21 protein-coding genes are annotated in these 22,916 nt (G+C 49.2%); 4 read left to right on the top strand and 17 right to left on the bottom strand.

Annotated features, from left to right (window positions below):
- Positions 1–7: 7 nt before the first annotated feature.
- Entirely contained in the window at positions 8–2,341 is a 2,334-nt protein-coding gene (locus MHH82_RS12735) for an AraC family transcriptional regulator (RefSeq protein ID WP_340965939.1), read from the bottom strand.
- Positions 2,342–2,556: 215 nt separating this feature from the next.
- Here MHH82_RS12735 and MHH82_RS12730 point away from each other — a divergent pair, with 215 nt between their 5' ends.
- Complete coding sequence (locus MHH82_RS12730; RefSeq protein ID WP_340969929.1) at positions 2,557–6,960, top strand: Ig-like domain-containing protein; 4,404 nt, start codon at positions 2,557–2,559, stop codon at positions 6,958–6,960.
- Positions 6,961–7,069: 109 nt separating this feature from the next.
- On the opposite strand, the gene MHH82_RS12725 is transcribed toward MHH82_RS12730, so the two are convergent.
- The 4 genes from MHH82_RS12725 to MHH82_RS12710 form a co-directional block, all read right to left on the bottom strand.
- Positions 7,070–7,816: an SDR family NAD(P)-dependent oxidoreductase gene (locus MHH82_RS12725; protein WP_340965938.1), complete on the bottom strand. Its 747-nt coding sequence runs from the start codon at positions 7,814–7,816 to the stop codon at positions 7,070–7,072.
- Between the two features lie 65 nt (positions 7,817–7,881).
- Entirely contained in the window at positions 7,882–8,298 is a 417-nt protein-coding gene (locus tag MHH82_RS12720; protein WP_015734745.1) for a DUF2500 domain-containing protein, read from the bottom strand.
- A 219-nt stretch (positions 8,299–8,517) separates the two neighbouring features.
- Entirely contained in the window at positions 8,518–8,700 is a 183-nt protein-coding gene (locus MHH82_RS12715) for a hypothetical protein (RefSeq protein ID WP_036665338.1), read from the bottom strand.
- 207 nt (positions 8,701–8,907) lie between these two features.
- Entirely contained in the window at positions 8,908–10,206 is a 1,299-nt protein-coding gene (locus MHH82_RS12710; RefSeq protein WP_015734743.1) for a YCF48-related protein, read from the bottom strand.
- A 222-nt stretch (positions 10,207–10,428) separates the two neighbouring features.
- Here MHH82_RS12710 and tlp point away from each other — a divergent pair, with 222 nt between their 5' ends.
- Positions 10,429–10,656, top strand: coding sequence for a small acid-soluble spore protein Tlp (gene tlp / locus MHH82_RS12705; protein WP_009589405.1), 228 nt, complete (start codon positions 10,429–10,431; stop codon positions 10,654–10,656).
- Between the two features lie 59 nt (positions 10,657–10,715).
- On the opposite strand, the gene MHH82_RS12700 is transcribed toward tlp, so the two are convergent.
- From MHH82_RS12700 to MHH82_RS12680, 5 genes are read right to left on the bottom strand one after another with little or no spacing between them, the layout of a single operon-like run.
- Positions 10,716–11,135, bottom strand: coding sequence for a spore germination protein GerPE (locus MHH82_RS12700; RefSeq protein WP_015734742.1), 420 nt, complete (start codon positions 11,133–11,135; stop codon positions 10,716–10,718).
- Positions 11,132–11,317: a hypothetical protein gene (locus MHH82_RS12695; RefSeq protein WP_015734741.1), complete on the bottom strand. Its 186-nt coding sequence runs from the start codon at positions 11,315–11,317 to the stop codon at positions 11,132–11,134. The genes MHH82_RS12700 and MHH82_RS12695 overlap by 4 nt, the downstream gene beginning before the upstream one ends.
- Entirely contained in the window at positions 11,295–11,912 is a 618-nt protein-coding gene (locus MHH82_RS12690) for a spore germination protein GerPC (RefSeq protein ID WP_015734740.1), read from the bottom strand. The genes MHH82_RS12695 and MHH82_RS12690 overlap by 23 nt, the downstream gene beginning before the upstream one ends.
- Positions 11,913–11,959: 47 nt before the next feature.
- On the bottom strand, positions 11,960–12,187 hold the full coding sequence (locus MHH82_RS12685) for a spore germination protein GerPB (protein ID WP_015734739.1): 228 nt from the start codon (positions 12,185–12,187) through the stop codon (positions 11,960–11,962).
- 18 nt (positions 12,188–12,205) lie between these two features.
- Positions 12,206–12,427: a spore germination protein gene (locus tag MHH82_RS12680; RefSeq protein ID WP_009589476.1), complete on the bottom strand. Its 222-nt coding sequence runs from the start codon at positions 12,425–12,427 to the stop codon at positions 12,206–12,208.
- A gap of 120 nt (positions 12,428–12,547) precedes the next feature.
- Between MHH82_RS12680 and MHH82_RS12675 the strand changes: the two genes are divergently transcribed.
- A complete protein-coding gene (locus MHH82_RS12675) occupies positions 12,548–13,012 on the top strand; it encodes a hypothetical protein (RefSeq protein WP_340965931.1) in 465 nt (154 codons plus the stop codon).
- Between the two features lie 343 nt (positions 13,013–13,355).
- Here the strand turns inward: MHH82_RS12675 and MHH82_RS12670 are convergent, their stop codons facing one another.
- Together MHH82_RS12670 and MHH82_RS12665 are read right to left on the bottom strand one after the other, a co-directional pair.
- Positions 13,356–13,991: an NAD(P)-dependent oxidoreductase gene (locus MHH82_RS12670; RefSeq protein WP_015734737.1), complete on the bottom strand. Its 636-nt coding sequence runs from the start codon at positions 13,989–13,991 to the stop codon at positions 13,356–13,358.
- 55 nt (positions 13,992–14,046) lie between these two features.
- Positions 14,047–14,481 (bottom strand): MarR family winged helix-turn-helix transcriptional regulator, encoded by a 435-nt coding sequence (locus tag MHH82_RS12665; RefSeq protein ID WP_096773420.1) that lies wholly within the window; start codon positions 14,479–14,481, stop codon positions 14,047–14,049.
- A gap of 285 nt (positions 14,482–14,766) precedes the next feature.
- Here MHH82_RS12665 and MHH82_RS12660 point away from each other — a divergent pair, with 285 nt between their 5' ends.
- Complete coding sequence (locus MHH82_RS12660; RefSeq protein ID WP_340965927.1) at positions 14,767–15,705, top strand: NAD(P)-dependent oxidoreductase; 939 nt, start codon at positions 14,767–14,769, stop codon at positions 15,703–15,705.
- A 120-nt stretch (positions 15,706–15,825) separates the two neighbouring features.
- On the opposite strand, the gene MHH82_RS12655 is transcribed toward MHH82_RS12660, so the two are convergent.
- The 5 genes from MHH82_RS12655 to MHH82_RS12635 form a co-directional block, all read right to left on the bottom strand.
- The gene (locus MHH82_RS12655) at positions 15,826–16,698 is read right to left on the bottom strand and encodes a carbohydrate ABC transporter permease (protein WP_145035724.1); all 873 of its coding nucleotides are present in this window, start codon (positions 16,696–16,698) and stop codon (positions 15,826–15,828) included.
- A 21-nt stretch (positions 16,699–16,719) separates the two neighbouring features.
- Complete coding sequence (locus MHH82_RS12650) at positions 16,720–17,577, bottom strand: carbohydrate ABC transporter permease (RefSeq protein ID WP_009589479.1); 858 nt, start codon at positions 17,575–17,577, stop codon at positions 16,720–16,722.
- A gap of 117 nt (positions 17,578–17,694) precedes the next feature.
- Positions 17,695–19,041 carry an ABC transporter substrate-binding protein gene (locus tag MHH82_RS12645; protein ID WP_340965924.1) on the bottom strand — a complete coding sequence of 449 codons (1,347 nt, stop codon included), beginning with the start codon at positions 19,039–19,041 and terminating at the stop codon, positions 17,695–17,697.
- Positions 19,042–19,434: 393 nt separating this feature from the next.
- The gene (locus MHH82_RS12640; protein WP_015734733.1) at positions 19,435–21,036 is read right to left on the bottom strand and encodes a response regulator; all 1,602 of its coding nucleotides are present in this window, start codon (positions 21,034–21,036) and stop codon (positions 19,435–19,437) included.
- Complete coding sequence (locus MHH82_RS12635) at positions 21,033–22,868, bottom strand: sensor histidine kinase (protein WP_015734732.1); 1,836 nt, start codon at positions 22,866–22,868, stop codon at positions 21,033–21,035. The genes MHH82_RS12640 and MHH82_RS12635 overlap by 4 nt, the downstream gene beginning before the upstream one ends.
- Positions 22,869–22,916 lie beyond the last annotated feature (48 nt).

Below are 22,916 nucleotides of genomic sequence, written 5' to 3'. Positions count from 1 at the left end.
ACAGCGATTAAGAATTGAGATGATCATTTCTTAAGGTTGATGATAGGGAATGCAGGGTTTCCTTGTATTTTCCCGGGGTGATCCCTTCGTATTTCTTGAATACCCGGATAAAACCGACATCGCTGGTATAACCGACGGAACGGGCGATGTGCGAAATCGTATTTTTGGCATCCCGCATCATTTCCTTGGAGCGCTCGATCCGAATTTTGGCCAGGTAATCGGTCAGATTGGTCCCGCTGTTCTTCTTGAAGAAGGCCGACAGATAGGGCGGCGTGATATCGAATTGCTCGGCAATGGAAGCCAGGCTGATCATGGCATCGTCGTGATGCTCCGCGATGTAGCTTTTTATCTTATCCAGGAGCTGCGAGGAGGAATCGCCTCTCTGGTCTCTTACGTACAGGCAGACCTGGCCGAACATCCATTTCACTTCCCGGTACAGCTCCTCTACCGTGCTGCCCTCGGTAATGTCTTCGATCGATTTGCCTGCCTGACCGAATACGTCCTCGTATTTCAAATTTAAGGCATTGAGCAGCTTGAACATCGTGCTGAGCAGGTTCGCGAACATGAGTCGGCCGAGCTCGGGCGAGATGGATTGACCGCTGAAGTTGTTGTGGTACAGACTTTGAATGATATCCTGAGCCTTATCCGTATCCCCGCTTTTCATGGCGTTAATGAGCTGGATTTCCGTCTCAATGGGAAAATCATAATACACCCCCGTTTTCTGCTTCATTTCATCGTAGAATAAAATCGGTTTATAGGCCGTAAAAATGGAATATTCCAGCGCCTTCAAGCTTTGGGTATATCCGCTTGCCAAACATCCAAGATCCGAACGGATATCGCTGATCGCGATCGTGATCTCGGACTTGAAGCGCTGTTCGATCACCAGCTTCACTTGTTCCGCCCAATCGTACAGCTCGCCCGCCTTGTCCTGCAGAGGTTCCGGCATATTCAGAATCATGGCGACCTGGTTCTTCTCCAGATCCACGGAATACGCGGTAAAGGGATGAATTTCTTCGGCCACCTTCCCTGTGACAAAGCGGATCAGGGCCCATTCGCTTTCCCGTTCGTTATGAATGAACCCGCTGGCATCCCTCAATTCGATCAGGGCAACGGCAAAGCCGGGAAACGGAAACGATATCCCCATGAATTCCAGGGCATGCTCCGACATATCGGCCGCATCCACGTTTCCCTTCAATAAACGCTGCAAAAAGTTGGACCGGATCACCGGCGTTTGCCTCGACAATTGCTCCTTCATCTCCGTCTGCTTGCCAAAGGAATCGGCCATCGTGGATTTGATGAAATCATATTCGTTGCGTACCTTCCCCTCCTTGACCGGATGGGATTGGCGGATAAAGCGGATAATGTCGCGCAGGGGATAATACGCCCGGTACGTCATGTACGCGCAAGCCGCAACGCCGGCGGCCAGGCAGATGCCGAGAACGCCTGCGGCCATTCGTTTGACCATATTCACCTTTTCCATAAACACTTTTTCCGGCACGACCGACACGTACTCCCACCCGCTGCGTGCGGATCTGGACGATACCGTCATGACGGCCTGCTTATCCTCAGCTTTACCCACATTGGATACTCCGGTTTCACCGGCACGAAGGATCACTTGACCGCTGGCATCCTTAATGGATATCGTTCCGTTGTTGGTTTTCACGATCTCCTCGAGCAAGCCTGTAATCTGCCTTTCGTCGATCAGCATGACAAGGGCGCCTTTGGGGTTGTTTTTCTCGCCAAATGGAAGCGTTTGCATATATGTGAGCATTCGTTTCTGGTTCAGGCCTTTGCCGACCTCCGTTACGGGCAGATACCGGTTGAAATGAACGCCGCGCAGTATATCCGCTTGGTATTGTTGAAAGGTTAAGCTTTCATATCCGTAGATATCGGAGAACAAGACGCTGGACGTCGTTTTTAAGGTTGGGCTGAGAACCGTATCGCTCTCATCAAGATACACATAAAAATCGGTGATAAAACTGCTGCTGTTTCGGTACCGCTGCATTTCCTGCATGAAGGTGTAGTAATTGTAATGCTCCGCTCCGGTTTGAGGGGATCCTGCCTTTAACAGCGCATCCAGTCTCGGATGTGAAGTAATGTTCCGGGAAATCAAATGCATTTCATCCAATCGGCTGTCCACGACCTGCTTGGCCTGTTCGATGAGTGCCATGTTGGAGTTGTTGGCATTCTCGATCATAATTCGCTCGATTTGGGTATACAGACCCCAGAACACGATGACCGGGATCAGCAGTACCACAAGATAGGACATGAGCAACGTAACGAACACGGATACGCGATTGGATCGCTCATTTCTTGCAGTGGTTGTCGTCAATTTCCCCATATCCTCATTCCTTCCATTCTTTAGATGTGTTCTTTCCGCACTTACATTAATTACATCATACTGTTTTTATTTAACATGAACAGGTTTTCTTCAAAAATGTTAATGCATCACGAAATTGTATCATACTCGAACGCTGCGGCTTCCTCTACGATGGAAGTGTTCCGGTTTCATGGCCGGAAATCGATAACAGTCGGGAGGGAATGGATGTGAAACGAATGGCTCTGATTGTACTCATGCTGATTACGGGGCTTCATGGCTTTTTGCCGCCCCCATTGGCATGGGCAGAGAGCGAACGAGATCAGGTACAGGAGGGTTTGCTTGTGAACAGCGGTTTTGAGGCAACGGAGGCGGGGTCCAGTTGGTCAGGCGGAATCAAGCCGGCAAATTGGGGACAGTGGCTTCCAACAGGCTCGCCCATATTGGGAGTAGATTCGGGAATATTCAAATCCGGGAAACAATCGGTCAGCATCGAAGGTCCCGCAGGAACGTCCAGCCGGGCAGCCATAACCCAGTCCATCCCGGTAGAGGTCGGGAAAACGTATCGGATCAGCGGCTGGGTCAAAACGGAATCCGTCAGCAATGCCGCGCTCATCCGATATCAAATGAAGCGAACCGGCACCAGCAATGTGCTGGTTCATGTCGGAACGCTCAAGGGCACCCAAGACTGGACGTATATGGAGAAGCTGTTCACCGTTCCGCATAATGCAGCCTCACCGCCCCTATTGACCGTTGAGCTGTTTCTGGAAACCGGAACGGGCAAAGCTTGGTTCGACGATGTGTTGGTTGAGGAGCCGCTTCAATCCATCGCGATCGAACCGGATGTGGCCTATCTGAATACGGGAGAGACCATAACACCTTCCGTCCGTTATGAGCCAGGTTCGTCACCTCCCCCTCAGCTGCAGTGGTCTGCGTCCAAGCCGGAAGTCGTGGAAGTGACGGATCAAGGTGACATAACCGGCCTTTCCACAGGACTTGCAACCGTAACGGCAGCGACTTATGACGGTGCTCATACCGCCTCAATGGCGGTCAGCGTCAATGCGCCGGACACCTTGCTGGTGGACGATTACGAAGGCGAAACGGCTCAAGGCCAAGCTTTGCTCGGGCAATTGTCCGCGCGCGACAGCAGCGGTGCCGACCTTACGTATCTCCTCATCTCCCAGCCTGCGCACGGCATGATTACCGTAAAGGAGAACGGCAGCTTTACCTACTATCCCGACCGCGGCTTTAGCGGTACGGACCGCTTCCAGTTTGCTGCCCTGCAGGCTGATACGGGCGGCGCCACATTCGGCCAGGGCACGATCCACGTTACTCCTGTGAATGCTGCTCCCCTGTTGGATTTGGAATGGGGTTATACGACGATGAATACTTCCCTTTCCGGCCAGTTCACGAAAGGGGAGGATCCGGATGGAGATCCGATCGCATGGAAACTTGAAGCACCGCCGGCACAGGGCACGGTTCAAGTGGATGCCGAGGGTACTTATCGATATGCTCCCAATGAAAACTATCTGGGGTACGACCGTTTTCGCGTATCGGCTGAAGATGGACGTGGCGGACGTACGGAAAGCGATATGCTGGTCTTTGTCGGGCCGACGGCAGATCGAATTTCGGAATCGCTACACGGTCATGCCTCATCCGCCCGTTCCCATCCGCGCCTTCTCGCATCCACGGACGATTTGAACCGCTCCAAGCAATTGCTGGCAAGCGGAGATCGTTATATGACGGAGTGGATGGAACTCTTGAGAAATCAAGCGGACCCCGTCCTTGGAACTTCGCCGCTAACCTACCAACCTAATGGCGGCAATGCCTACATGCTTCGCGACCGCTTGATTCCGACCGCGCTCATGTACCGCTTGACCGGCGAATCCCGTTATGCCGAACGTGCGTGGCAGGAACTGGAAGCGATGACGCACTACCCCGATTGGGGCGGCAGAACCAACAATATCCTTGCCTTGTCCGAATTGTCTTTTGCCGTTGCGCTGGCCTACGATTGGATATACGACGATTTGAATGAAGCTCAGCGATCCCAGTTGAATGCGGCGATTCGGGATCACGCGCTAGCTGTCGCGCTTGATTGGTACCGGGGTGAATTCCGCCATAACGGGGAGCACAATAACATTAACCTGGTCGACAACGGAGGCCTTGGCCTGCTTGCGTTAACCGTTGCGGATGAGCCTGAGACCGAGGAACAGGCGCTGGAAGTCATCCAGAGCACGTTTCAGAAGCTGCAATATGCGCTTCGTCACTATACCGAGGACGGCTCTTGGCCGGAGGGTCCTGCTTATTGGCATTATGGAGGCCAATACTTGGCCATGTATATTCAAGGCTTGAATAAAAGCCTGGGTACCGATTTTGGGCTTTCCTTGCTGCCGGGATACGAGGCATCGGGTGCATATCCGTATCATTTGCTCGGCGAAGGCGGCGTGTTCAATTTTTATGATGGCGGCGTCAGCTACAACATGTATGAATCCTTATGGTTCGCCTCGTTCTTCAACAAACCTGAATACGCCTGGTTTATTGGCGATCTGTATGAGCGCAAGGGCTACTTCCACCCTCTCTATCTGGTGTTTTACGAGCCTGGCATGTTTGAAACGGTTCCGACGGAGCTGGATCGTTTCTTCACCGGCATTGAATCGGCCTCCATGCGGAGCGCATGGGATGATCCCTATGCTTTGTTTGCTTCCATGAAAGGCGTTAACGAAACGATGCGAAGCCATAACGATCTAGATGGCGGTACCTTCGTTTTTGACGCGCTGGGCGTAAGGTGGGCATCCGATCTGGGGAACGAATCCTACAGCTTGCCCGGCTTCTGGGATTACAATTATAATCGCTGGACGTATTACCGCAAAAAAACCGAGGGACATAATACCATCGTCATCAATCCCGTCCAGAATCCGATTGTTCAGCAAGAGCCTTACGGCACAGCCGTTACGATAAAAAAGGAATCGAAGCCAAGGGGAGCCTATACGATTCTGGATATGACCGACCTGTACCGAAAAGACGCAGGCGAGATGTTAAGAGGAATGAAACTCTCCGCCGATAGACGCGAGCTGGTCGTCCAGGATGAGATGAAGCTGAAGCTTCCTTCAGAGCTGTATTGGTTCATGCACACCGGAGCGGACGTGGAGATTGTTGCGAATGGACGCGCCGCCATTCTTTCACAACAGGATAAGCGGCTGTATGTTGAGCTGGTCGAAGGACCGGCCGGTGCCCGGTTCTCCGTCATGGATGCAGCGCCGCTGGCCACCTCCCCGAATCCGGATGGCCAATCCAGCAACGAAGGCATGCGCAAGCTGACCATACACCTGGAGCACGTCCAGAATGTCCGGTTGTCCGTTCGCATGGTTCCTTTATACGCAAACGATCCGATACCTCCAGCGGAGACGGGGGTTACTCCCCTGCTGGAATGGACCATACCTGACGGCGATCTGCCCGAACCGGCAGCCCGACCTATGGCTAACCGTTTATTAATGGACGGAATGCCGCTCCATGGGTTTCGTCCAGAAGTCACGTATTATGAAGTCGGACTTCCGTTTGATGCTCCCTCTCCGCCTGTGATGACGGCCGAAGCGGAGCATGCCGTGGCCATTGATCAGGCAGATACGATTCCGGGTACGGCAACCATCGTCATTCAGAACGACGCTCAACCGAATCTGAGCAATAGATATACCATCAAATTCACCCGGAATCCGGCCATAGGCGAACCGCCGAACCATCTAAAATACCAGGTACGGCATGTTACCGCGAGCGCCGTTCCCGAATCGGCGAACATTCCAGAACATACCGTCGACGGCAACCTGAGCACTCGCTGGTCCGCGCCGGGTACGGAATACGTACAGCTTGACCTGGGTGAGCCGAAGCCAGTGGGCGCTGTTTCGCTGGCCATATATTTAGGGGATACCCGTAAAAACCGGTTTGATGTTCTTGCCTCCGTCGATGGCGAAGAATGGTCGACCATCTACGAGAATGGGCTGACTTCCGGCACGACTGTGCAGCCTGAAACTTTTCTTGTGGAGCAAACGACAGCCCGATACATTCGGATACTGGGCAAAGGAAATAATGCCAACCTTTGGAATAGCTTCACCGAAGTCGGCGTGTACCCGCTAGCCCCGATCGTGATGCGCGTGGAAGCTTCAGATGAGCTCAAACTGGGCGAATCGGGACAGATCGAAGCCTGGTACGGCTTTCCGGGCGGGATGCGTGAACAGGCGGAAGAGCTGACGTACACATCCGATGCTCCGGATATCATTCAAGTGAGTTCAACCGGACGGATGAAGGCGATATCTCCGGGAAGCGCTGCGATCTCGGTTAAGGACCAACGTTACGGATTCGTTGAAACGCTCCATGCCACGGCCGCATTCGATGGAAATCAGCCTTTTCTCCGGCTGCTGGGCAAGGATCTAATGACTTCCAAGACAACGCAGCAGTTTCGGGCTGAACTTCTTCACCCCGATGGCCGCAAGGAATCCCTCGACAAACTCAGCTATCGCAGCAGCAACCCCCATATCATCTCCGTTAACGCACAGGGAGTTGCCCGCGCGAATCAAAGCGGAATTGCCGTTGTCAGCGTAACCGACCGGACGAGCGGCAAGACGGATTCCATGGCTATAACCGTCCGTTAAGTCCAAGCGGCTATATTGGGATATTCGCCACTGTTTTGCGAATACGGGTTATAATCAGGAAAGGATCGTCCCCGAGGAGACGATCCTTTTTTATTTTATCCGCAACAAGTTAAGGTTCATATATCATTTTGCGGGTCATGCCGCCGTCCACCACCAGATGGGACCCTGTTACAAAGTCATTCTCCGGATCGGTAAAATAAAAGCAGGCTTTGGCGATATCGGCCGGAATTCCGACCCGACCCGCAGGGTGCTGCTTATGGTCCTCGGATCGAAGCTCTTCATAATCCCCGGTTTCAATCCAGCCCGGACTTATGCAATTCACCCGAATTCCATCGGGCCCCAGACTAACGGCCATGGCATGACTCAACGCAACGATGGCTCCCTTGGAAGCCGCATAAGCTTCCGAATTCGGCTCGGACATGATGGAACGCGTGGAGGATATATTGACGACAGCCCCGCCATTCCCACTCTTTTTCATATATGCGGCAGCCTCGCGGGTAGCCAAAAAACAGCTTCTGGCGTTCGTGTTGATTACGTCGTCCCATTCTCCCACCGTAAGCTCATATGGTGATTTCCATCGGGAGACCCCTGCGTTGTTTATTAAGATATCGATGGTGCCCCCATATTGGGCCGCTTGGTTCATCAGGCGTTTAATCTCTTCTTCCTTCCTCACATCGCAGGGGATGAAGACGGCATGAAATCCTTGATCCTTCAAGGTGTTTGCCGCCAGATTGCCCTGCTCTTCATGAACGTCGCTTACTATCACTCGAGCTCCGCTAGCCGCATAAGCCTCAGCCAATCCGCGGCCTATCCCGTTCGCGCCCGTTATCACCACCGTTTTATCCTGAAATTTCATAGGCAGCTCCTCCTTCTCCTACATTATATACCACAGGAGAAGGCGTCATAAAATGAACCAGCCTCTTATTTAGGTTGTTCATAACCCCGGACCACATGAAGATGCGCTCTGGGGTGCCTGACGAATCCGTAGTACCGGGTTCCCTGAAAACGAAGCAGTCCCTCGTCCCCTTCCGCGCACATGCCGAATTCCTCGCCGTTTACGGCAAATTCCATGCGATCTCCGCTCTCCACTTCGAATGTCAGATAATAGGTGGTACGAGTACGGCTCGACATCGTATCATCCGTCTGCTGTGTATGTTTCACTTCCGTTCGCTTGCTCACAATTTTGGAATCGACCGATAGCAAAGGCTGTCGGTTATTCTGACTCCATTGCAAGATTCCCTTACCGGCCGACAGCAAAATGATCCCGATGACGACGATGAAAAACACGGGCATAACGCTGCCGAAAAAATCGAACATCCAATCTGACCCCGATCCCATACGGCTCCCCCCCTCCACCTTGTCTTGAAATATGTATATGCTTTATGTCGGACAATTTAACTCATGCATCATGGAAAGTTTGATTGAAATTTTAAAGAACTTGTCCCTTTCTGGGAGCATCAAAAAAAGCTGATGCCGGCACTTTGCCAGTCATCAGCTTCTTCACGGAACCTTATAACGCCCTGATCCATTCATTGTCTTCATCTTGTTCATACCCGCTTAATCGTAAGCCAATCTCATCCACTTCATCGTTTCTTCTTGTCCCGTCATTTCATGGTCCTGCGGTGCCATGTCCTGCTCGTTCCAGCAAGCCAGACATTGCTCCTCCGTCTGACATAAACATGCATCATCGCAATGGTAGCACAAGCGAAGGAAATTTATCGTCATTTGATCGGTATGCATAAGGATCGTCCCCTTCCAAACATTTTGACGTACCTGATTACATCTTTATAGTAGCATACAGGTTGAATTTTATTTGTGATTAATTTCACAATATAATATGTTTATAAAGGCTTTATCGGAACCGTTGGTTTTAGCCGATAAAGCCTTCGTCATCGAGATAGTTTTCGATTGGCGAATCAGATCCTGCTTGTAGGTTATTAGTCGGTATTACAACCCCTGCCAGGTTACGCCGCCGTCACTGCTTTTCATCAGGCGCGATCGGTTTTTGTCCGTCGTTTCAATCAGCATCCAGCCGACATCCGACGATGTGAATTGCAATTTGACCACATTCGGATATTTTGCAAGATTATCGGACAACAGCTTGCTTCTAGGGAATGGTGTCCAGGTCTTGCCCATATCGCTCGTATGATAGACGATGCCGTTCACCATTCTCCATCCGTCATGCAGACGACGGAAGACAGGCTGGATGGTCCCCTTCCCGCTATTTCCCGTCATGGGGAACGACACCAAATTCCATGACTTCCCCGTATCGGCCGTAAAGTAACCCAAATAGTTCGCCTGATCTTCCTTTACGCAGGTAACCGGTATATAAATCTCGCTTCCGCTTCCACCTTTGCCCAGATACTTGGGAGTCCCGGCAAAAACGGAACCGCACGCATCCAGCAGCTTGCTTTTGAATACTTGGCCGGAAGACTTCCACTTCTGTCCTCCGTCACGTGTTATATACAACTTGGAAGATTGCATTTCACGGATGGTCGCAAACCCGACAAGCGAATCCGTGAACGTTAATCCGATAACGGATCCGGTTCGCGGAATGACGCTTCCCGGAATTCGGGATGTCGGATACTCCGTATTCTGCATAATCTCATCCCATACTCCGCCATTATTGCTAGTGTGAAACAGCGACTTCTCTTCCGATCCCCGGGAGAGATCGCCTTTTGCCATAATCCATCCCTGCTGGGATGAAACGAAGGACATTGCCGTAACGACTCCCGTCTCCGGAAGCGAAGAGAGCTTCCAGCTGCCGCCCCCGTCGGTCGTATTGAGCAGGATCGTTTCGGCCGATCTCTGTTTGTTTCGTATAATCCAACCATGATTTTTATCCGTGAACACGATGTCTTTCCCATACTCCAGCTTATCAACGAATTGGACATTGGATGATGGAGAGATATCGACCCAGGTCTCACCGTAATCTTCGGTCTGATAGAGACGCAGTTCTGTGTTCGTGATCCCCCAAGCAATCCCCGTTGACTCATTGAGCAGATGGAAATCCGTCAACCGTGTATGTATCTGATATTTGCTTTTTTCCTCAGGTGCTTTCATGGCCGTATCCGGCGTTACTAGTGTGATGGTCTGACCTTCTTCTTCATCTTCAATTGATTCAGGAGGGTCTTCTACAGTAGAAGTTTGCTGTTGTTGTTTTATCGGTTCTGAGGTACAGGCTGCTAACATGAATACAATCATCATCAGCATACCGAGCCAGAATATAAAACGTCTAGATATCAAGAATTCTTCCTCCTCTTATTCGATGTCATGCCGGCAAGTCTGCTTTTTCGACATTATAACATATTACATCCTACGGAAATGTAAAGAACCGGCTTGCAAAATTTACAATACTGTAGCTTTTTTGATAGCGTCATTCTCAGATGCATAAGGATGTTTCGATTATGGAAGACTTTTGAGGTGTGCGAATGAGCAAGATCATTACATACAAGGAGGTGAACTTTCATGGCTAAACCTGATAATCGCGAAGACAATGTCGAACATCTGCAGCAGGCCGTCCAAAACACGATCGAGAACTTCCGCGAGGCAGAAGATTATCTTCAGGAGTTCGGGGATGAGATCCCCGCAAGCGAGAAAGAACAGATTCAAGACCGCAATGCTCGTCGCGAAAAGAGTATTTCCGGCTTCCGGGAAGAGATTAAAGACGAGGCTGCCCACCAGCAAGGAGAATAATCTTCAGACCGCAAAAAAACAGGAGGAGCTTATGAAGCTCCTCCTGTTTTTTTGCCGCACTAGCGGGGGCTCTTTCTGACAATGACGCCTTTATAATCCTTTAATTCCTGGGACGCATCCGTAATAAAGTGCCTGATCGCCTTCACCCTTGATTCCAATTCCATCGTATCGTTCGAACCTACCTGCACAACCGATGCAGACGCTGTCGATATCACGTCCAGGCATCCCACATGAATCGTTTTATGGTCATGTATAACGTCTAAGTCTACTTCTGACGGAAGCTGCCATGCAGGTATGGATCTCGAAAAAATCGGATAGTCCTCATAATTGCCTTCGTCCTCAAAAAAAACCGGAACTTGACGTTGAATCGCCAATGCCCGGGTATAGGCATCGATATGTCCCGATTCGCCGCAGATGCATGCCGAACTATTAGAGATATTGATGATATATACGTTATCAACGAGTACATGGCGCTTCATGGTGCGGTAGCCGGTGATAACGGAACGAGCGGGGTGATCTGCAGGGATTCGGAAGGAGTGTCGTAGATGGAACTGCTATTAATGACCCGGGTATCTCCGATCAACAGCACGGATGAGCTGGAGATCGCCGTAATACGGATCGAACCAACCCGGAGCTCTTTATTGATGACCGTCATTTTCATTCGTATTCCTCTTTCCATGTTGCAAATTATGAAGATGATGCTCGACTGCCGTATCGATTTCTTTTTTCATTTGATTAGCGATCATTTGCTCAACATCACCTGGATTTATCTCGGTACTGTTCGAGTGGTATTGCTGTAAGTAAACGTTGATACGATCTCCGAGTTGTTTTCGGATATCTTCTATCATCACCGCAGCATATTGATCTCCAAGTTCGTGATTGGACTGGGGATTCATTTGCTCGAGTCGCGCCGGCACGGCATGTTCCAAGTGGCTTGATACCTGCTGATGTATGTTTGAGTAAAGATCCCTTCCGGCAGCTACCGCCTGTAATTGTTCTGCCGGCTGGCCATTGACGGTGATATCCCCCAGAGACTTCCCATCTGAGGGCGTCAGTCCAATGTTTAAGGTTCCTTCCAATTTTTCGATTTTCAATAAATCAAAATTATATTCGACGTGATCCGTCGACTTTTGATTGCCCTGCTGTAATTGATTTATTTCATTACGTATTTCCTTTAGCATTTGTTCCATTCTGTTAAGCTGCTCCGTCTGGGATTGAAGGCAATGGAACAATTGCTGGATATGGTATTGATACATAGCATCTCCCCCCGCTCCCTAATGATTGTATGCGTATGATATGAGCCTCATTCTGGCCGATATAGATCTTCAATCGGCGCAGGTAACGGAACCAGGGGGGCCATATTATTCGGAGGCTCGAACTCCGGAGCAGGGCCCGTAAAACCGCCCGTGTTATATATATTGGATAATGCGCGGATCTCACCTGCGGTTCCAATCTGAAGCACCGAGGAATTGGTCACCGCGTCAACCCGAAGCTGCTGTATATTAATGCATTGATGTATCGTTAGATTCACTGGGGCTCACAACCTTAATTAAGCATTAGGCGAATCAATAAGGTCTGGATCGAATGTATTCGTGCTGTTGGCTTGGTTATTAGTTATATTCGTACCAATACTGTCTCCGGTGGTGAACGAGTTGGCGCCGGAATAAGCTTTTGTCGTGCTGTTTAAATCGATTACTCCTGTATTTCCAACTAGTACCGTAGAACTGGGGCCCACGTTTACGATTTTCATATTGCCGATAATTGAAACCACAATTCCACCTCTTTGTTCAAAATCGTCCGCTTGGATTTATTCTATGTGGTCGGATGCCCAGATGTCACTATAACATTCCTTCGCCCATACACTGGAACAAAGAACGTAGGAGGGATTATCGTGAGCTCAAGATCCAAAAAGCCGGACTGGTTGACACAGGACTCTTTCTTTAACAACAATTCCTTTCCATTTAAGGATCTGAATCATCTCAATGAAGATTATCAGCTGGATCCGACGATCATTGAGGATTATGTAAAGGATACGATACGAAAAGCGACTGCCGGAAATGAAATTCTTCCCGACCCGCATTCGCTTCGCTATGAAACGTTAGATACTCATAACTTTCTGATCGTGAAAAAATGTTATGTGCCTAAACGCATCCATCCCGAAAATTTATGGATTCAGCTGAACCGGACGCAGATCAAAATCAACGGCTTGCCAAAAGAACAACACCAAACCATATCTTTACCCGTCCCCATACTGCCTGCGCAATCCGTTGCGACCTTTAGACAGCCTACGCTTCAAATTAAGATGCCGAAAATGTCTCCCGGCCGCCTGCGCGATATCAATATTCGTTTCTTGTGAATCAGACGGATAACAACAAGGACAGCCAACAGAAGCACCGTTCAAAACAACTTGCATGCAATATCCGTTGTTTGCAGGTTGTTTTGACTCATCTTATCTAATACTTATTGATGACTGAATTGCGATATCGTAATGGGAGTTTTTCCTTGTTTAAACCTTTATCATGGCTGCTTTGTAAGTGGTCGGGCTGTATTTAAGAGGATGTAGCTAGATATCGCATGAGGTGTTTTCTATTGTGAATTTTTCATATATTGAAATAACATAATCAAAAAGAAATAAGCTGATTTCAGTTAAGAAACCAGCTTATTCAAAGATCTATATGAAGGCCGCATGTCCGGGCCTGTTAAGCCTCGGAAACGACCGTATAGCGCTCGTTGAGATGTTTGGGCTGCTCAAGCTCATCGAGCACCGCGATGACGTAATCGGCATAGCTGACGTAGCTTTTACCGCTGGCGTTGCCAATGACTTGATCTTTGCCCTCCTGATAACTCCCTGTTCGCCGACCTTCCGGATTAAAGAACGCTGCCGGACTAAGATACGTCCATTTTACATCCGAAGTTTGTTCCAGGTCCTTCAAATTCTCGCCGGCATGGAATGCCGTCGGATAATATTCCTTCGGAAAATCGGGCGTTTCTAAAAGTCGAAGCGTTTTGGCTTCGTCCACAAACAAGCTGCCGGCTCCTCCGACAACAAACAGTCTGGTATCCGTGCCTTTTAGTGCTTGTATCAGCACCCGGCCTACTTCCACATATTGAGTCTCCTGCCCAGGCGCCGCGCCAAATGCATTCACGACAACGTCGAACCGCTGAAGATCGGCGCTGGTCAGATCCAGCACGTTCTTCTCCAAAATGTTTATGCTGGAATCGGAGATTTTGGATGCATTACGCACGATCGCCGTTACTTCATGACCGCGTGCTTGTGCCTCCTTGAGAATCAGATTTCCCGCTTTCCCTGTCGCACCGATAATACCAATCTGCATTTCGAATCTCTCCTTATCAATTGTATGTACAAATGAGTGGTGAAAAAGACAGAGGCTACATTCCCCTTTTCAGCAATTCGCTGGATTCATGGAGAAGTTTCGCTAACTGTTCGCTATGCTCCTTCCCCAAGAGGGTGACATACTCTCCGTATAACTTTTCAAAATATTGGTTCAGCTCCCGGTATAACGCCATCCCCTCGTCCGTCAAGAAAATATGCGTTTCCTTCCATTCGGATTTGCGCTTTACCAGAAGTTTCTCCTCCAGCTTATCAATGAATCGGGTGCTTGTGGATGGAGCAATCGACAATTTATCGCTAAGCTCTTTCTGCGTAATTCCGGGATATTGATGGATCACCACCAGCACATAGGAGTACGTTGGGGATAAGCCGGCTTTTGCAAATGCATCCTCCGCCATCTTGGTCATGGAACGTGCAAACCGATTTGACGTAAAAAACAGGCACGAGCTTAAAATGGAATCATCGATGTTCATATCCAGCCACCTCTCATTTGTATATACAAATTAACATTTAACTATGTTATTGTCAACAACTTTATTTTAGTTAGTTTCAATGCTTTTTCCTCTTTCGTTTGTCAATAAGTTCGGGTTCAGCCGTAAGCATGCTCCACTGATGGTAGAACGTGTTACTAGTACTTTTATGAATTTTTCATATGTTGAAATATTATTCCCTCCTCAAGGGTAGTAAAAAATCGTTGACCTTGTCATTAGTGTCAAGGTCTACACTGTATTCGAAGCTAATCCTTAAGGAGGTATACAATGAAACCATCGAAACAACATCAAGAACAATTGCTCGAAACTGAAACTCGGCAAACGCCGGCAAACGGCAGCCAAACCGCCGTAACGGTGCTGGGGCTCGGACCTATGGGGCAAGCCCTGGCCGGTGCATTGATAAGGAGAGGCCATTCCACAACGGTGTGGAACCGGACATCGGCAAAGGCTGACTCGCTGGTAAAGCAAGGTGCCGTGCTGGCTCCGTCGGTTAAGGATGCGGTGCTTGCCAGTCAGCTTATTATCATCTGCGTACTCAACTATGATGCGGTGAACGCCGTTCTGTCTTCTGAGACAAGTGCATTGAAAGGAAAAACGCTTATAAACCTGACAGCCGACGTACCTGAACGTGCGCGGGAAATGGCGGAATGGGCTTACCACAACGGAATTGACTACATCGATGGCGCCATAATGACGCCGATACCTACGATTGGGGAGCCTTCGGCCGTCATTTTGTACAGCGGGCCCGAAGACGTTTATCGCAGCCATCATCGTATACTCGCCAGCCTGGGCGGAACCGCTTCGTTCCTGGGCGAGGATCCGGGTCGTGCAGCGGCATATGACGTGGCGCTGCTAGATGTGTTCTGGACAGCCATGAGCGGTTATGTGCACGCGCTGGCCATTGCACGGGCGGAGAACATCGCTGCGGAAGACATCGCCCCTTATGCGCACAATATTATTCACATTATGCCGGATATCATGACCTATATGGCGCATGATGCGGATCGGGGCGTTTACCCTGGGGACAGTTCCAGCCTGATCTCGAATGTAACGAGTATGGAGCATATCATCCACGCTGCCGAACATCATGGAATTGATAGCAGCGTCTTAATCGCAGCAAAAGCAATTGCCCAAAAAGCAATCCATGCCGGCCATGGAGAAGACGGCTTCTCCCGCTTGATCGAGTATAATCTCACCTCGCCATAATTGACCGTTCACGCTCGCTGCAGTTTAATACTCGTATGAAACCTAACAACGAATAGGCAAGTCAAACAGGCGACTTCATGTCCCCTCTTGACTTGCCTATTCGTTGAGTTCGCCGTTTCCTTAACCCTTGACGGCTCCCTCGGTCAGACCTTTCTGGATATATTTCGAGATAAACAGATATACAATCAGAACCGGAATAACCGTCAATGATACGGCCGTCGCCATCAGACCAAAGTCCGTTCCGTATTGCGAGCTGATCTCATTGAGCAAGGCAACGATTGGACGGACATTCTCTTTGTTCACAAAGATCAATGCCGAGAACAAATCGTTATACGACCACATAAACACGAAGATGCTTGCCGACGCGAATACGGGCTGAGAGATCGGAACGAAGATCTTAACAAACATCTGCCATCGGTTGCAGCCGTCCATGAATGCCGCTTCTTCAAGCTCTTTCGGAATGGTTGCCATGTAACCGGCAATAACCAAGGTCGCAAACGTCAGATTGCCTGCCGTTTGCGGAAAAATCAAACCCCAGTATGTATTGACCAGACTGGTTTTGATAAGCAGCTCATAGACCGGAACCACGGTTGCAAACGCAGGAATCAGCAGCGTCGCATACAAAATGGAATAAATGGTTCGCTTTCCTCGAAAGTTGAACCTGGACAATACGTAAGCAGCTAATCCTCCAAGCAATAATACCAAGAATACGGTGCTGAAGGACATCACCAAACTATTGATATAACTTCTTCCGATATTAATGCGGTCAAATGCGTTCTGATAGTTAACAAATACCGGTTCCCAGGCGATGCCAAAGGAATTATTCATCACATCGCGGGATATTTTGAACGAGTTGTTCACGATCCAGAATAACGGATAAATGGTTGTTAAGGACCACGCTGTCAAAATCACGTACATCAACGTGGTGCCTAGACTAAACCGACGCTTCCTAACGCGCTGAGTTTTGTGTTCAACGACGATGGTTGGCTCCATAACAGTACACCCCTATAATGCTTAGTATGTAATCTCGTCTCTTTTCAACAAACGGTTGGCTATCAACGCAAGCAGCACGCCAAAGACCACCATGTATATCGCAACCGCCGATCCGTAACCAAAGTTCTGGTCCACCATGGCCTTTTTGTACATGTACGTCCCCAGCACCTCGGTTCCGTTCTGGCCGCTCGTGATGACCCAGATGAACTCGAACACCTTCAACGTACCCGTTATGGCAAGGGTAATGACGACCTTGATGTCACTCATGATAAGCGGAATTGTAAGCATCGTTGTTTTTTTGAGGCCCGTGATTCCTTCCAATTTTGCGGCTTCATAATAATCCGAAGGTATTTTGGACATGGCGGTCAAGAACAGAACGAAATAAAAGCCCACATAATGCCATACCGTTGGGATCGATACCGCTTTAAGCGCATTTTTCGCATCCAGCCACAATACCTTCTCGATGTTGAAATTCGCCAGCAAGTTGTTCAGCAAACCGAAGTTGTAGTTGTAGAAGAGCACAAACAACAAAGAAATAGCCGTACCGGATATAACCACCGGGAAGAAGAATACGGTTCGATAGAACCCTTTCAGCTTGGATATGTTATCTACCAGGACGGCCAGCACTAGCGCAATTCCCACCTGGAACACGATAACATAGAGCATAATTTCCAGCGTGTGCAGCGTTGCAGCGCCAAGCAGCTTATCCGTAACGAGTCTCTCATAGTTTGCCCAGCCCACAAACTTTTTGTCGAAAAAGCCGCTTGTGCGATAAAAGCTGAGATACAAACTCTTGAAGAACGGATAATATAGAAAGATTGTCATGATGGCTGCTGCGGGTAATAAAAACAGCACAATGTACTTGCGATCACCCTTCATATTAATCACCCTTGATGTTTATTTTTCTTCATCGTCCATGCCGAAATGACTACGCCGCCCGAATGAAAGCAGAGGGGCGGCGTACGTCACTTTTATTTCTACCGTTTCTGATAACAACTATTTTTTGTTGGCATCCTCGGTTTTCTTCGCTTCTTCGATCGCTTGAGTAGGAGTTTTCTTGCCTTCCACTACAGACTGAACGCTGGCGCGAAGATTACCGAACGTTTCTTGCGAAACTTTACTGTCAACCGGTGCGCTGATGGAGGCTGCTTTTGCTGCCATAGCGAAACCGTCGAGTGCTACTTGCGGCAATCCGGTCACTTCAACGTCAGCAGCCGGTGTGCCGCCGTTAGCCGAAGCTATTTTTTGAATGGACGCCGGGGAAGTCAGGTGTTTCAGCAATGCGATGGCTGCTTCTTTTTTGGCTGCATCGTCATAAGTGGCTTTAGAGAGGTAGAAGCCGGAACCGAAGCCGCCTACGATATCATTGCCGCTGCCAACGCCGCCAGGAACCGTCGGGAATGGCACAACCGTGGAATTGTCGCGAGTATCGTCGCTCCAGCCGCCGATGGCCCAGGATCCTTCGATGGTCATGGCTGCCAGGCCTTCGCTGTAATAGTTGCCGGACATACTCAGGTCGATCGTTGCGGCATCTTTAGGGAATGCGCCAAGATCATACAATTCTTTCATAGCGGCATAAGCTTTTTCCCAGTTTGGATCGATGCCATCGAGCAGGCCTTTATTTTGTCCTTCAGGACCAGCCGCAGACAAAATGGTATGCTCGATCAGGTAGTGCGATTGGTCAAACGGTACGGACAAAGGAATAATGCCTTTTTCGGACAATGCCTTAACGGCCGTGGTCAGCTTCGCCCAATCGGTTGGGAGCTCCAGACCGTTTTCTTCGAAGATTTTTTTGTTAACGAACAAGCCTTCGTAGAAACCGGTCAATGGTGCAGCGTAAATGTTGCCGTCTTTCTGCTTCGCAAGCTCAAGCGCATCCGGAATGAATCCGTTCTTCCAGTCAGCGTCAGCGTCGAGAATTTCGTTCAGCGGCACGACTTTGCCGGCATTGACGAACCCTTCTGCGTCAGCCCCGATGAAGTAGAACAACAGGTCTGGCTCGTTGCCGCTGTTCATATCGGTGTTGACTTTCGTTCTGAAACCGTCATCATTTGCTGACATGGTGTCGTTATCAATCTTTACGTTTGGATGCTCTTTCGTGAATTCATCCAACGCGGCCTGGAAGGCTTCGCGAGCTGCGTCAGTTCCTCCAAAGGTCGAGAACACGCGAAGCGAAACCGGAGCGGCTTCATCCTTCTTCTCTTCCGCCGGCGGAGTTGTTTCCGTCTTCGGCGCATCTCCTTCAGCGGCAGGAGTGTTGGTGCCACCGCTGTTTCCGCAGGCTGCGAGGAACATGGAGAGCAGCAGCATGACACTCATGAGTAACATGGAAGTCCTTTTCATTTCTAATCCCCCTAAGTATGTTTTCAGAACCTGATGCAAACACTTGCTGTCTACCAGAATTTTATTCCAAGCCCTATTGCTTTCAAAGGGGGACATTCATCTTTAGCAGGGGGAAATATTTCCATATTGACTTTTTTCCGCTTCATACCTCCCTTTTTAGAGTAGGAATGTGCTAGGTAACGAAGAGGTTATGCTAAAACTAAGAGATGTTAAGTAAGGATGGGTGATGAATTTTTCTATTATGAATTTTTCATGTAATGAAATATTATGAACTTATGACTTCCTTATTGACTTCTTTCATAGCACAGCAAAAAAAGACCAACCCCTTCTTAACGGTTGGCCCTACACGTGAATCCCCTCATTCAACTATTCTTGGGTGAGTGAATCTGATCTCTAACTCTGCTTAATCTCACTCGGCAGAACCCCCCAATACTTCTGAAATACCTTCGAAAAGAAACCGCTATTGATGTACCCTACTTGTCTCGCAGCATGTCCAACCTGTCCCCCCTCCTGGATGAATTGCTTGGCCAGCGTCATCTTGCGTTTAAGCACATATTGGGAGAACGACTCACCAACTTCATGCTTGAATAGTCGGCTTAAATAGGACTTGTTTACATATAACCGATCCGCGAACAAATTCAGGCTTAAGTCCTGACCGATTTCCTCATCGACAAGGACGAGCAGACGCTGAATCAATTTATGTCCGCTTTGCTGAGGGCGCTTTTGCGAATGGGTCGTAATCTTACGTACGATCCGGTGCAGGGTTTGCTGAATTTGTTCCCTTGAATGAAGGTTCAGCACACTGTAAAAATAAACGGCATCCTCCCCCACCATCTGGCGCAGGTTCCACTGTTGTTCGCGAATGACGCGAAGCAAACCATGCATGAGATAAAGCAGCTTCTCCTGTACCTCCTCTACCGCGGAAGCATGCCCGAACACCTTCTCCAACAATCGATCAAGCGCCGCTTCCGCTTTTTGAATATCTCCAAGCTCGATTCCTGTTTCAAGTGCTCTTTCATCAGAAGCAATCGTTAAATTCGCCGAATCATCTTCCCCCAGTTCATCCGCATAAGGTATTGCAAGGTCATGTCCATATACGACTCTTTTCCGAAGTGCATGCTGAGCCTGAGCATATAACATGGGAAGATGCCGCAGTCCGGTCGCGGTACTGCTGATTCCCGCACTTGCTGTCACTTTCAGACACTCTTTTAACATGGACAACACTTTGGTTGTGGTAAAGCTGACACGAAGCTGGAATTCACCTGGGACCTCCTCCGGCCTGCTATGAAAAATAATGACCGTAGAGCCCTTCGCATCCTGAAATAATTCGGAATCCATGCCTGATATCACGTCAAACGCAATGCTTCGCAGTGAAAATTGAAGCAAGGGCGTGTCCTCTGCCCGAAATCTCCCCCCGTCAATCAATGGATCCGGCTCCAAGACAACAACGGATAATCGTCGTTCCGCTTCAAACGGAATCAACAATTCCTTGCTTCGGCTTTCATATTCCCAATCGGCAAAGGCACCGGAAATGCAATTATTATAAAAAGTTTCCTGCAGTCTCGGCAGATGATTCTTCCATTTCGAGACCAACATCTCATAGTTATGCCGCTTCTCCAACTCGCTTTTCAGGATAGCTGACGCTTCCAGAACGGCCTGCAGGATCTCCTCATTGCTTGCAGGCTTAATCAGATATTTGAGTACGCCGGACTCCATGGCAGAACGCGCATATTCAAAATGTTCATAACCGCTGAGGATGATCATTTTCACCATTTCGTTGGACTCATGAATCCGCTTCGCCAATGTGAGTCCATCCATTTCCGGCATCCGAATGTCCAGCACAATGATATCCGGGCGGGTACGTTCCATCATTTGAAGCGCTTCACTCCCATTCTCCGCAAGAGCAACCACGTCGATGCCGTTCTCTTCCCAGGGGATGGTTCCCGCCATTCTTGCCCGGATACCGATCTCATCTTCCACGATCATTAAATTCATGCCCCGTCCCCCTCCATGTACCGGATACTTCCGCATTCAACCCGTGGTATATACAATCGAATACGCGTTCCTTCCAGTTCATCGCTATCAATCACTAGATCTGCCTTCTCCCCGTAGTGCAGTTTCAGCCTTGATTTCACGTTTCTCAAACCGTATAATTCCGCGTCCATCCGGTCCCTTCCCGCTGAGAGATCCAAATTCATCATGGAGATTCCATCCAGCTGCTGTTGAATATACTGCAGACGATCCGGAGCCATTCCAACACCATTATCCTTTACTTCCACAACGAACCATTCCCCGTCGTTCACTGCAGAAATTTCGAGTGCCCGGCCGCCGTGTTTGCGCTCAAGCCCATGCAAAATCGCATTCTCCACTAACGGCTGCAGCAGCAATTTAAGCAGCAGGATATCTTCCGTACCTTCTCCCATCCGATAAGTGACTTCAAAATCAAATCGTCTCTGCTGCACTTTAATATAATAGGTCAGATGGTTAAACGTCTCCGAGACCGTGTAGTGTTCCTTTCCCTTACCCAGGCTGTATCTCAAAAACTTGGACAAATTGATGACCATCTCTCCCACATCGTCGGCGTCGCTTAATACCGCTGCCGAATAGATCGAATCCAGCGTATTGTACAGAAAATGAGGATTGATCTGCGACTGCAGCAATTTAAACTCTGTCTTCGTCAGTAAAATCTGCTTCTCATACACATCTTCGATCAGGTGCCGCTGCGCACTGGCCAGATGATTGAACGTATCCATGACATACCCGAACTCATCCTCCCTTCGATGGATGATCTGGGTATCGAGCTGCCCCCTCCTCATTTCCTTCATCGCGGCTACCATCTTCTTCATCGGTTTGGATATGCCGCTGTAAACGATCCACGATATCCATAACGATATCAACACGCTTACGGCGATGATCAAGTACGTCCACCCTTGCAACGTATGCGATTCCTGCAAAATATCCTTCTCGGGCTGTACCATGACGAGTTTCCAGCCCGAGTCCTGTGAGGTTACCCGAACCATAAGCATTCGCTCAGGGTAGCCCGGGAGATGGCCTGCGATCAGATCCTTGCCTTCGTCCGGCCAGGAGGGAGGAGTCGCGGTGCTGCTTGCCGTCGTAGCTATTAATTTCCCGTCCTGGGTAAACAGAAAAGCCTCTGCCCGGCTGCTTGGAAGCAAACGCCTCAATTGGCTCACAAAATAATCCTTGCTTAGCGGCAGGATAACGATGTTTTTGTTCCGCTCAGGATTGAGCAAACTCATCCGCCTCATAACCACCATGACGTTCTCGTTATAGATCGGGTCTATCATATGGTTCGCATTGTACCGGTTCTCTTCCGGGAAGAATAACGTGATTTTCCCATCGGCTTCGATGGCCTGCTTGACCCATTCCAGCTGCTCCGGATTCTGTTCTTTTTGATATCCGGTGGTTGACAATAATATGCCGGAATCATAATGAAATAGGGACGCCTTCGGAGCCATCCGGTTAACAGAGGAGATAGCGGAGATTTGCTGATCAATCCACTGGAAATCCAAAATCGACTGCGGCGTGAGCACTTTACCGGCGTATTCGAATCTGCGGTTAATATCATAATTGTTCGCAAGGACCGTGGTCAGCTCATACACCCCCTGCATCGTAAGGTCCACATAATGGACGACGGATTGCATGGCGCTTTGCGTACGAACGCCAATCTGATTTTTTAGAATCGTGCGCGAGCGATGATTCGAAAAGGTGGATATCACAACGAGGGGGATAAGGATCAGAATAAAATAACCGGTAAGCCGTAGCTGAATCGATTGTCTGAAACGGTTTTTCCATGTTCTGATCATTCAGCATCATCCTTGTCTACATAAATCAAAGTGAAGGCGCCTCTAGAG

The organism is Bacillus sp. FSL K6-6540 (genome assembly GCF_038007545.1).
Note: the sequence above shows the minus strand (reverse complement) of the source record. Positions and strands in the feature narration are given on the sequence as shown.